Source organism: Pseudomonas sp. S2_H10, from assembly GCF_054668285.1.
The window spans coordinates 5613191-5624951 of sequence record NZ_CP162754.1 but is presented as its reverse complement, the minus strand read 5'-3'; the positions used below and the strand labels follow the sequence as shown (position 1 = coordinate 5624951).

Annotated in this window: 10 protein-coding genes; 4 read left to right on the top strand and 6 right to left on the bottom strand. The window is 58.0% G+C overall.

Translation table 11 applies throughout. The features are described from left to right. Nucleotides 1-6: 6 nt before the first annotated feature. A complete protein-coding gene (locus AB4O16_RS25365; RefSeq protein ID WP_460156117.1) occupies nucleotides 7-660 on the top strand; it encodes an HAD family hydrolase in 654 nt (217 codons plus the stop codon). Nucleotides 661-764: 104 nt separating this feature from the next. Here AB4O16_RS25365 and AB4O16_RS25360 read toward each other — a convergent pair whose 3' ends face one another. After that, a complete protein-coding gene (locus AB4O16_RS25360; protein WP_460156116.1) occupies nucleotides 765-1727 on the bottom strand; it encodes a zinc-binding dehydrogenase in 963 nt (320 codons plus the stop codon). Nucleotides 1728-1865: 138 nt separating this feature from the next. Between AB4O16_RS25360 and AB4O16_RS25355 the strand changes: the two genes are divergently transcribed. The 3 genes from AB4O16_RS25355 (at nucleotide 1866) to AB4O16_RS25345 (ending at nucleotide 8812) form a co-directional block, all read left to right on the top strand. Then, entirely contained in the window at nucleotides 1866-3947 is a 2082-nt protein-coding gene (locus AB4O16_RS25355) for a carboxy terminal-processing peptidase (RefSeq protein ID WP_178120809.1), read from the top strand. 145 nt (nucleotides 3948-4092) lie between these two features. Continuing rightward, nucleotides 4093-5883 carry a bifunctional diguanylate cyclase/phosphodiesterase gene (locus tag AB4O16_RS25350; protein ID WP_460156115.1) on the top strand — a complete coding sequence of 597 codons (1791 nt, stop codon included), beginning with the start codon at nucleotides 4093-4095 and terminating at the stop codon, nucleotides 5881-5883. A 148-nt stretch (nucleotides 5884-6031) separates the two neighbouring features. Then, nucleotides 6032-8812: an RHS repeat-associated core domain-containing protein gene (locus tag AB4O16_RS25345; protein ID WP_460156114.1), complete on the top strand. Its 2781-nt coding sequence runs from the start codon at nucleotides 6032-6034 to the stop codon at nucleotides 8810-8812. A 103-nt stretch (nucleotides 8813-8915) separates the two neighbouring features. On the opposite strand, the gene AB4O16_RS25340 is transcribed toward AB4O16_RS25345, so the two are convergent. From AB4O16_RS25340 to AB4O16_RS25320, 5 genes are all read right to left on the bottom strand, one after another. Then, nucleotides 8916-9323: an SEL1-like repeat protein gene (locus tag AB4O16_RS25340; RefSeq protein ID WP_160390145.1), complete on the bottom strand. Its 408-nt coding sequence runs from the start codon at nucleotides 9321-9323 to the stop codon at nucleotides 8916-8918. Next, nucleotides 9324-9695, bottom strand: a complete 372-nt coding sequence (locus AB4O16_RS25335; RefSeq protein ID WP_003223109.1) for a hypothetical protein — start codon at nucleotides 9693-9695, stop codon at nucleotides 9324-9326. Beyond that, nucleotides 9692-10033, bottom strand: a complete 342-nt coding sequence (locus AB4O16_RS25330) for a helix-turn-helix domain-containing protein (protein ID WP_160390146.1) — start codon at nucleotides 10031-10033, stop codon at nucleotides 9692-9694. Before AB4O16_RS25330 ends, AB4O16_RS25335 begins: the two co-directional genes overlap by 4 nt. A 114-nt stretch (nucleotides 10034-10147) precedes the next feature. Beyond that, nucleotides 10148-10603, bottom strand: coding sequence for a YkvA family protein (locus tag AB4O16_RS25325; RefSeq protein WP_160390147.1), 456 nt, complete (start codon nucleotides 10601-10603; stop codon nucleotides 10148-10150). Between the two features lie 292 nt (nucleotides 10604-10895). Beyond that, nucleotides 10896-11612 carry an FKBP-type peptidyl-prolyl cis-trans isomerase gene (locus AB4O16_RS25320; protein WP_160390148.1) on the bottom strand — a complete coding sequence of 239 codons (717 nt, stop codon included), beginning with the start codon at nucleotides 11610-11612 and terminating at the stop codon, nucleotides 10896-10898. Nucleotides 11613-11761: the final 149 nt, after the last annotated feature.

Genomic DNA, 11761 nt, shown 5'->3' with positions numbered 1-11761 from the left:
AACCCGATGGCCCTGGCAATTTTTGATCTGGACGAAACCCTGATCCACGGCGACTGCGCCACCCTTTGGAGCGAGCAGATGGGCCGCCTGGGTTGGGTCGACGCCGAGTCGTTCATGCGGCAGAACAATGAACTGATGGACGCCTACAGCCACGGCAAGCTGCGCATGGAGGACTACATGACCTTCAGCCTCGAGCCGATGATCGGCCGTACGCCAGAAGAGGTCGACCACCTGGTCGGACCGTGGGTGGAAGACCACATCGAGCCAATCATTTTCAGTGACGCCACCAAAGCCATCGCGGCGCATCGCAAGGCCGGTGACCGGATCCTGGTGATTTCGGCCTCGGGCACCCACCTGGTCGGCCCCATCGCCGAACGCCTGGGCATCGACGAGATCCTGGGCATCGAACTGGAAGTGGCCAATGGCGTTTACACCGGCCAAACCGTGGGCACCCTGACCTACCGCGAAGGCAAGATCACCCGCTTGCTGGAGTGGCTGGATGCCGAGGAGGAAAACCTCGAAGGCGCGAGTTTCTATTCCGACTCTCGCAACGACCTGCCGCTGTTGCTGAAGGTGGATTACCCGCATGTGGTGAACCCGGATCCGGTCTTGCTTGAGCACGCCGAAAAGGCTGGCTGGCCGATCCATAACTGGAAATAACCACGCCCCTGGTAGGAGCTGGCTTGCCAGCGATGAACGATAACGCGGTTCCAATGAACCGCGTCGTTTCAATCGCTGGCAAGCCAGCACCTGCAGGACAGGATTCAGCTCAGACTCTCGTCAATCACCAACACCACTTTCCCCGCCACGGTATTGCTCGCCAGCTCGGCAAACGCTGCCTCGGCATCCTTGATCGGGAATGTCCTGGCCAGTTGCGGGTTCAAACGCCCTTCGGCAAACAACGGCCAGACGTGCAGGCGTAGATCGCTGAACAGATCTGCCTTGAACTGATCATCACGGCTGCGCAGGGTCGAGCCCAGCAACTGCACACGCTTGGCCAGCACCTGGGCCAGGTCCAGCTTGGCCTCGCGCCCGCCCATCAGACCGATCAGCACCCAGCGACCATCCTGAGCCAGCAACTTGAGGTTCAATGTCGCGTAATTGCCACCCACCGGATCGAGTATCACGTCGAACGGCCCCAGGTCCCGCAAGCTTTCCAGATTACCGTCACGCACCACGCCGCCCTGGGCGCCCAGCGCTTCGCAGTACGCCAATCGCTCGGCGGAGCCGACACTGACCCAGCACGGGTTGCCGAAGACCTTGCACAGCTGAATGGCCGCTGAACCGATTCCACTTGCCCCGGCGTGCAGAAGAACCTTCTGACCCGGCTTGAGCGCCGCCAGTTGAAACAAATTCAGCCAGACTGTTGCATAAACTTCGGGTAATGCCGCCGCTTCGAGCAGTGACATTCCGTCGGGAACCGGCAGTACATGCCGCCCGTCGACAACCACCTCCTCGGCCATCCCGCCCCCGGCCAGCAAGGCGCAAACCCGATCGCCAACCTGCCAGGAAGACCCGGCGCCGACCTCGCTGATCACCCCCGAGCACTCTAGACCAAGCACTTGGCTGGCCCCTGGCGGTGGTGGATAAAGGCCGGCTTTCTGCAACAAATCGGCGCGATTTAGACCCGATGCCGCCACTCGTATACGAACTTGTCCTACATCGCACGTGGGACGCGGTTCATCAACCCACACCACTTGACCGTCAACGCCTTGCAATGCTTTCACAGTGCCTCCATAGTGAGTCTGGACTGAGCCCGAAGCTATAGCGCCGGGCTTTTTGCATTATGCGACCGGCTCCCAAAGAACCGGCGACTTCAAAGACGGCCTAATATGCGTTATCAATTGTCCCCGCGTCGAATCAGCATGAAGCATCTGTTCCCCAGCACTGCCCTCGCCTTGATCATCGGTATCGGCTTGCTGCCGATGTCGGGCAACACCTTCGCAGCCAATAGCTGGGACAAGCTTCAACCCGATCGTGACGAAGTGATCGCCAGCCTGAACGTCGTGGAGTTGCTCAAGCGCCACCACTACAGCAAGCCGCCACTCGATGACGCGCGCTCGGTGATCATCTACGACAGCTACCTCAAGCTGCTGGATCCGTCGCGCAGCTACTTCATGGCCAGCGACATTGCCGAATTCGACAAGTGGAAGACGCAGTTCGACGACTTCCTCAAAAGCGGCGACCTCAACGCCGGGTTCACCATCTACAAGCGCTACCTGGACCGCGTGAAGGCGCGTCTGGACTTCGCCCTTGCCGAGCTGAACAAGGGCGTCGACAAGATCGACTTCACCACCAAGGAAACCTTGCTGATCGACCGCAAGGATGCCCCTTGGCTCAAATCCACCGCCGAGCTCGACGACCTGTGGCGCAAACGCGTCAAGGATGAAGTGCTGCGTCAGAAGATCGCCGGCAAGGATTCCAAGCAGATCCAGGAAACCCTGACCAAGCGCTACAAGAACCAGCTGGCGCGTCTGGACCAGACCCGCGCGGAAGACATCTTCCAGGCGTACATCAACACCTTCGCCATGTCCTACGACCCACACACAAACTATCTGTCGCCGGATAACGCGGAGAACTTCGACATCAACATGAGCCTGTCCCTCGAGGGCATCGGTGCCGTGTTGCAGAGCGATAACGACCAGGTGAAAGTCGTGCGCCTGGTGCCGGCAGGTCCGGCGGACAAGACCAAGCAGGTTGCACCGGCCGACAAGATCATCGGCGTTGCCCAGGGCAACAAGGAAATGGTCGACGTGGTGGGCTGGCGCCTGGACGAAGTGGTCAAGCTGATCCGTGGTCCGAAAGGCACCGTGGTGCGCCTGGAAGTCATCCCGGCCAGCAATGCGCCGAACGACCAGACCACCAAGATCGTGCCGATCACCCGTGAAGCGGTGAAGCTCGAAGACCAGGCCGTGAAAAAATCGGTCTTGAACCTCAAGCAGGACGGCAAGGACTACAAGCTCGGCGTCATCGAAATCCCGGCGTTCTATCTGGACTTCAAGGCCTTCCGTGCCGGCGACCCGGACTACAAGAGCACCACGCGCGACGTCAAGAAACTGCTGACCGAGCTGCAGAAAGAGAAAGTCGACGGCGTGGTCATCGACCTGCGCAACAACGGCGGCGGCTCCTTGCAGGAAGCCACCGAGCTGACCAGCCTGTTCATCGACAAAGGCCCGACCGTGCTCGTGCGTAACGCCGATGGCCGCGTCGATGTGCTTGAAGATGAAAACCCGGGCGCGTTCTACAAAGGCCCGATGGCATTGCTGGTCAACCGCCTGTCCGCCTCGGCTTCGGAGATTTTTGCCGGCGCCATGCAGGACTACCACCGCGCACTGATCATCGGCGGCCAGACCTTCGGCAAAGGCACCGTGCAGACCATTCAGCCGCTCAACCATGGCGAACTGAAACTGACCCTGGCCAAGTTCTACCGGGTTTCCGGGCAGAGCACCCAGCATCAGGGCGTCTTGCCGGACATCGATTACCCGTCGATCATCGACACCAAGGAAATCGGTGAAAGCGCCCTGCCCGAAGCCATGCCGTGGGACACCATCAAGGCGGCGATCAAGCCGGCGGTGGACCCGTTCAAGCCGTACATTTCGCAGCTCAAGTCCGAGCATGACCTGCGTACGGCCAAGGATGCGGAGTTCGTGTTCATCCGCGACAAGCTGGCCCTGGCGCAGAAACTGATGGCCGAAAAAACCGTCAGCCTCAATGAAGTCGAGCGTCGTGCCCAGCACGCCGACATCGAAGCCAAACAGCTGGCAATGGAAAACATCCGTCGCAAGGCCAAGGGTGAAGAACCGCTCAAAGAGCTGAAGAAAGAAGACGAGGACGCCATTGCCGCCGAGGATGACAAGACCAAGCCGGAAGACGATGCCTACCTGAGCGAAACCGGGCGGATTCTGCTGGACTACCTGAAACTCAACACGGCAGTGGCCAAGCACTGAGTGCGCACAAACAGCTAATGGCAATTTAATGCTAACGCTCCCCGGAGCGTCATCAAACAGTCATCATTCTGTCGTGAAATAAAGGACCGGGCGTGCCTCTTTTACCAAGGGCCGCCCGGTCCTTTTTTTATCGCCAGAGATCGCCATGACCACAACCGAACAGCTGAGTGCATTGGGCTCGATCCTGACTCAAGGCGGTTTGCACAGCTTGTTCCAGCCGATCATCAGCCTCTCCGAACGGCGCATCCTCGGCTACGAAGCCCTCAGTCGCGGCCCCTCCAACAGCCCTCTGCACTCCCCTGTCGCGCTGTTCGCCGTCGCCCGCCAGGCCGGACGCCTGAGCGAGCTGGAAATTGCCTGCCGCCAAAGCGCCTGCCGACGCTTCAACGAACAACAACTGCCTGGCCTGTTGTTCCTGAACGTATCCCCGGAATCCCTGCTCGAAGCGGCGCATCAACCGGGACGCACCCTGCAATTGCTGCAGGACTTCGGCATTGCGCCGAGCCAGGTGGTCATCGAGCTCACGGAACAGACACCGACGGATGATTTCCAGCTGCTGCAGACCGCCCTGCATCACTACCGGGCGATGGGGTTTTCGATTGCGCTGGATGATCTGGGGGCGGGTTATTCGAGTTTGCGCTTGTGGTCCGAGCTACGACCGGACTACGTGAAAATCGACCGGCATTTCATTGATGGCATTCATCAGGATGCGCTCAAGCGCGAGTTCGTCGGCTCGATCCTGCAAATCGCCAAGGCCTCGCGGGCGCGAGTCATCGCCGAAGGGATCGAGCTGGCGGAAGAACTCGCGGTGCTGACCGAAATGGGCGTGGACCTGGTGCAGGGCTATCTGCTCTGCCGGCCCCAGGAACACCCGCCACGGGATGCCCGGGCATTGATGCCCCGACAGGACAGCACCGCCGTTGTACTGAGCGAGGACGGCAGCGACCTCAGCGCCCTGCTCAACGAGCAACCTGCCGTGAGCAGGGACACCCCGACCGCCATGGTGCTCGAAGCCTTTCGCCGCCAGGCCAACCTGAACTCGCTGGCGGTGCTGGATGAACAGGGGCAGCCCTGCGGCATCGTCCATCGCCATTCACTCTCCGATGCCCTGCTCAAGCCCTTTGCCACCGACCTGTTCGCCCGCAAACCCATCAGTCGCTTGATGAACGATGACTTCCTCGCTGTCGAGCTGAGCCAGTCGCTGCAACAAGTCAGCCGCCTGATCACGGGCCGTGCCCGCCAGCGCATCGAAGAAGATTTCATCATCACCCTCAATGGCGGCTATCTCGGGTTGGGCCGTGTCATAGATGTGCTCAAACTGATTACCGAACTGAAGATCCAGCAGGCCCGCTACGCCAACCCGCTGACCCTGCTACCGGGCAACGTACCCATCCAGCAATGCCTGACGCGACTGCTGCAACAGCAACGGGAGTCGGTGATCTGCTACGTCGACATCGATAGCTTCAAACCCTTCAACGACATCTACGGCTATGGCCGCGGCGACGAAGTCTTGCTGTGCCTGGCGCAATGCCTGAACGACCGCGTCGATCCCTCCCGCGACTTCGTCGGCCACATCGGCGGCGATGATTTCCTGCTGGTGCTGGGCCCGGAAGACTGGCGCAAACGCTTGAACCAGTTGCTCGACGACTTCCAGAGCCAGTGCCGGCGCTTCTACCGCAGCGAGCACCTGGAAGCCGGATGCTTCATCGCACCGAACCGCCAGGGCGTGCGTCAGGAGTTTGCGCTGTTGTCGCTGTCGATCGGGGTGGTGCACCTGCATCCACAGGCCTGTGGACAACTCGACGCGAGCCGGTTGGCCGAGATGGCATCACAGGCCAAGCACCATGCGAAGAATGTGCAGGGCTGTAGCGTGCATGTGATTGATAGCCTGGTGGTACGGGCTATCGGAGAATCACTGGTTGCCGGCCAACGTTGATGTCCATGACCCGCCCCGTGGTTTGGAAGTGTTAGTGGATGGCAATACAGTGTACTCAAACCAAGCTGGTAGAAAAGAACTGCGTCTGATAGATCTTGTTGTCCAGAACTAAAGCAGTCTGACACTTTCCGCCAGCGAGGGATTACGCATGCGCAGCAATGATGAGGGTACACATCGGAACACCCCACTGATCACGTCAATAGATAACCGCGGGCTGTCGGTGCGCACCATCGAGTACCGCCGTCTCCCGGGCCCACCAACCGCGACCGAAGCACGCATTACCCGTCACAATTTTGATTCCCGAGGTCATCTGACACAGAGTATTGACCCGAGGCTGTTCGCCCTCAAGCAGTCGGATGCCAGGGCAAAACCGAACTTCACCTACCTGACCAGCCTGACCGGTAGTGTGACAGGCTCTGACAGCGTGGACTCCGGCAATGCGGTCACACTGAATGACAGTGCAGGCCGGCCAGCACTGGCCGTCAATGCCACGGGGGTCATGCGCACCTGGCAGTACGAAGAAAACACACTATCTGGCCACTTGCTGGGCATCACCGAACACGTTGCCGGCCAGAAGCCCTGTATCACGGAACGCTTTGTCTGGGCTGGCAACAGTCCTGCAGAGCAAGACTTGAACCTCGCCGGGCAATGCGCTTGTCATTACGACACGGTCGGACTCAGCCAGACCAATAGTGTGACGCTAACCGGCCTGCCTCAGTCGGTTACACGGCAATTGTTGCCGGATGACGCAGGTGCCGATTGGCAGGGCAACGGGGAGTCAGACTGGAATGACCATCTGGCACCAGAAGCATTCGTCACGAAGAGTACGGCAGATGCTACAGGCACAGTGCTGACCACCACAGACGCAATGGGTCATGTACAGCGATTGGCCTATGACGTGACCGGCCTGTTACAAGGCAGTTGGCTGACACTGAAAGGGGACACGGAGCAGATTATCGTGAAATCCCTGACGTACTCGGCGACCGGTCAGAAGTTACGGGAAGAACATGGCAATGGAGTGCTGACCACCTATACGTATGAACCGCAGACTCAGCGCCTTACCGGTATCAAGACAGAGCGTCCGCTTGGCCACGCAGGCGGTGCAAAAGTTCTGCAAGACCTGCGATACATGTATGACCCAGTTGGCAATGTGCTGCGTGTCACCAATGATGCCGAAGCCACCCGGTTCTGGCGCAATCAAAAAATAGTCCCGGAAAACACCTGCACTTACGACAGTCTCTACCGACTGATCAGCGCCACCGGCCGGGAAACAGTTGCAATCGCACAGCAGAAAAACAGCCTGCCTGGCCTCTCCGCCCCCCTTACCGCAGACCAGAGTAACTTCACCACCTATACCCGTCACTACACTTATGATGATGGTGGAAACCTGACCCAGATCTGCCACCGTGCTCCCGCCTCAAATCATAATTACACCACTCGTATAACGGTCTCCAATAGTAGTAACCGCGGAGTGCTGGACAGTCTGACCGCCGACCCTGCGCAAGTAGAAAAATATTTCAGCATCGGCGGACATCAGCACCAGTTGCAGCCGGGACAACATCTTGTCTGGACAGGGCGCGGGGAATTACTGCAGGTGACCCCGGTCACTCGTAATGGCGAACCCAGTGATAACGAACGATATCGCTACGATGCGCACAGTCAGCGGGTGATAAAGATCAACATGAAAAAAAACGCAGGCAGCCATCAGATTCAGCGCGTGGTGTACCTGCCGGGGCTTGAACTGCGCACCACGATAAGCGGCAGCACGAATAAGGAAAGCCTGCATGTCATTACGCTGGGTGAGGTGGGACGAACCCAAGTACGGATGTTGCACTGGGAAAGTGGCAAACGAGATTCCGCCCGCAACGACCAAATCCGTTACAGCTACACCAACCTGGTGGGTAGCAGCGGGCTGGAGATCGACGGAGCCGGGAACATAATTAGTCTGGAAGAGTACTATCCATATGGCGGCACCGCCGTATGGACAACACGAAACCAGATTGAAGCGGATTACAAAACCCACCGCTACTCGGGCAAGGAACGCGATGCCACAGGTTTGTATTACTATGGGTATCGCTATTATCAACCTTGGGCAGGGCGCTGGTTAAGCTCGGATCCGATGGAAACGGTGGATGGACTGAACCTATATAGGATGGTGAGAAACAATCCGCTGACCTTTGAAGATATAGATGGACGGATGATCAGGCGCCAGTCTGAAGACAGTCCTCCCGAGAACAAAACTTTGGTGAATCATCCTTCACAAGAAAATGCGCTTGCACCGACACACTCCCCTCTCTCCCTCTTAGAGTCTCTGGGTACGCAACCACTTATAAGGGAGCCTGAAAAAAACAGCTTGTCTGCATCTATTGAGAAATCAATGGCACAGTTGCAACTAGCAGTCGGAGCCAATGGGGATAACGTCATTTCGGTCTCGGCAGATATAGGTGATCGCGATCCTATCGACAGTGGTGGTTATGGCGAAATTTATGAAAGCAAGGATGGCCGACATGTTTACAAGAAATACCATAACGTGAAAGACGCCATTAAAATCCCAGCTTATATTGCACCCGAAGAAAGCGGTTTTAACACCTATTACGGAGCGGGCTCAGCAACAGCAATGATTGAGAATGGCAGCGCCTATCTCAAGATGATAAAACTAGACGGAATCCCGCTGCATAAAATCAAAGAAAACACTTTGCCAGCACAGGCCGCAGATGCACTACAAGATGCATTCCACGAGATGGAAAAGAAAGATTTATACCATCAAGACATACAAGGCAAAAATTTTCTTTTCTCCGAGAAAGACAACAAGGTCTACCCCGTAGACATGGAAGCGCACCCCTACGATATCGCTCAATATACAATCCGCGTATACAACAGTAACAAGACAAACGTACTCAATGAGTTCTCACGACTAATAAAAAAATAAACAGGATAGGTGAGGCTAGTTTAACTCTGGCCAGAGCTGACAGTTGATGAAAGGCTTTTCGCGGCTGTCAGGTCAACCTGCTTGCTTGTCGAAACACGGGTAATCAATGACCAGGATCATGAGCTTTCAATGCGTGCAACTTGATCGGCGCCAACGGATGCCCGGCCTTCGCCGCGATCTCCCAGAAGCGCGCTGCTTCGGCCGGATCCGGCGCCTTGCTCGCCGTTCCGGCCAGACTGATCACGCCCACTTGATACGCTGCCTTGCCATCGCCCGCCAACGCCGCCAGGCGCAGCAAACGCACGCCCTCCTCACGAGCACCGAGGCCGACGCCGCGAAACGTCAGGATGTGCCCATAGAAGCTCTGGGCGCCGACGTCGCCCAGGTTGGCCATGCGTGCGAACTGGCCTTCGAGCCAGCGCCAGCCTCGTGGCTGGCGGACAAACCACGACCAGTGAAACAGCCTGCGCGCGAGCCAGTAGCCGGCCCGCGCCTTGAGTTGTAAAAACACTCAGGCCTCGGCCGATTCCGGGTATTCGTATTCGAACACCCGCACCACTTCCGACGCGTGCCAGGAAGCTGCGGCAACGCCGTCCGATGGCCCGGAGAAACGCCCGAGGCGCTCGACGCACTCAAAGAACCCGGTGCGCGGCAAGCGGCTGGCGCCCTGGCTGATCACCAGTGAACTGCGCAATGGCTGCTCTGCCTTGGCGTCCAGGGCCGCCAGATGCTCGAGGGCCGCCGTCAGGGTCTGCATGGCCGGGGTCGGCAACTGCAAACGCTCCAGCAATGCCCGATACGTCAACAGATGGCGCTGGCGTCGCGCCTGATCCAGTTCGCCCAGCAATCCGTCCCAGTGTTGACGACTAATGCGTACGCTCACGATTCATCCCTCCACCCAGGCACCGTCAATTCCCAGGCCAGGCTGCGGCGAATCGCGGCGTCGGGCAGACGCTCGCCACTTTCGATCATGGCCAGGTAAGACGGGCTGATGCCTACCGTGCGGGCCAGCGCCTCGATGGCGATGCCCTTCCCTTCGCGCAAACTGCGTAGTTGATCCAGACCCGGAAGAATCACGTCTGGTGTTGCCGCCTGAACCTTCGTGGCTTCAGCCGACGCTTGCTCCTTGATGCCTGCTGCTTTCAGTAACGCCTGATACTGAGCCCATGGCAGAACCGCGTATTCGGGCTCGCCTTCGCGTGTAATTATCTGAATATCCATGACTACCCCGTAGGACAAAAACACTTAGCGCGTCGGCACTTTTCCCTAGAAGTGTAATCCTAACAGCGGCCAAGGTCGCGGGGGGCATCTATCTGTGAGCAGGTCGCAATCGACTCAACGTTTTTTCGGGCCTTGAAGTTGCAGTTGCTCGGGGGTAGCGGGCAGACGCTCGACCACTGCGAGCTTCTCCGGCACTTGCCGTTTGCGCCAGGAACGGAAGGCATCGAGTTCGTCGTCGAGCACTTTCATCAGCCACGCCAATACCGCGATGTCATCGAACATGCCGAACACCGGAATGAAATCCGGGATCGCATCCACCGGGCTGAGGAAATACATCAGGCCCGCAACGACCGAAATCAGTGACTTGGGGCTGATGGCCCGATACTCACCACGCCAGTACGCAAGGCAGAGTGCCTGCAGCAGCTTCAAATCGTCCTTGATCTTGCCCAGCCGATAGCCCTGGCTCGCGCCCTTGCTGGCGACCGCGAACAACAGGGTCGGCAATCGACCGCGTGCCAGCAGGCGTCCGGCCAGTGGCAGGAAACGAGCGAAATTCCAGGGTGCTTTCATCATTCCTCCCATTGAAATGTTATCCACACAAATTGTGGATAACCTTGTGAACAGAGCCGCTTTTCACCGCTGAAAGCCCCGTTTTACAAGGCCTGCGTTCAGATCGGGCGTTTTTTACTCATCAAAAAAAACCCATAATTTCATTGACTTGGCGGCCTTGTGCGTCTACCGCCGAGGCTACTATGGCTAAGACTCCGGTCCAGAGCGTCTGTTCGTTTTGTTTACCCGTACCGAACGCCAGATGCAACAACGCCCCGCATGAGCGAGGCGTTGTTATCGAAGCAGGCGCTGATTACTTGGCAGCGGCGTCTTCTTTTGCCGGATCCTTGATGGCCAGCAGTTCCAGGTCGAATACCAGCACCGAGTTGGCTGGAATCGCCGGGCTCGGGCTTTGAGCGCCGTAAGCCAGGTCAGCAGGGATGTACAGCTTGTACTTCTCGCCAACGTGCATCAGTTGCAGGCCTTCGACCCAACCCGGGATCACGCCGCTGACCGGCAGATCGATCGGGCTGCCGCGCTCGACGGAACTGTCGAATACGGTGCCGTTGGTCAGCTTGCCGGTGTAGTGAACGGTCACTACGTCAGACGGTTTTGGCTGAGGGCCATCGGCCTTCTGCACGACTTCGTACTGCAAGCCCGAAGCGGTGGTGGTCACGCCAGGTTTCTTGGCGTTGTCCTCGAGGAATTTCTTGCCGGCAGCTGCCGACTCTTCGCTCATCTTGGCCATGCGCTCTTCGGCACGCTTTTGCAGTGCGGCGAACGCTTCAACCAGTTCTTCGTCCTTGAGCTTCTGCTCTTTCTTGCCGACGGCGTCTTCGATGCCCTGGGCTACAGCTTTCGAATCCAGGTCATCCATGCCTTCCTGAGCCAGGCTCTTGCCCATGTTCAGGCCAATGCCGTAGGAAGCTTTTTGCGCCGGAGTTTTCAGCTCTACGCTGGTCTGCGAATCACAACCCGCGAGTACCAGGCCAACCAGGGCCACCGCCGCCGCCAACCGATGCTGTTTCATGCTATTTCCTTGTTCATGCGCCTAAAGGGCAATCGAGTAAAGCCGCGAGCTTATCAGGCCGCCACGACCAATGGCTACCGGCATGAGAGCCGGAAACAATTGATAAGTTCAGGTGTTTAAACGCATTTCACAATTCGGCTGATGAAGCT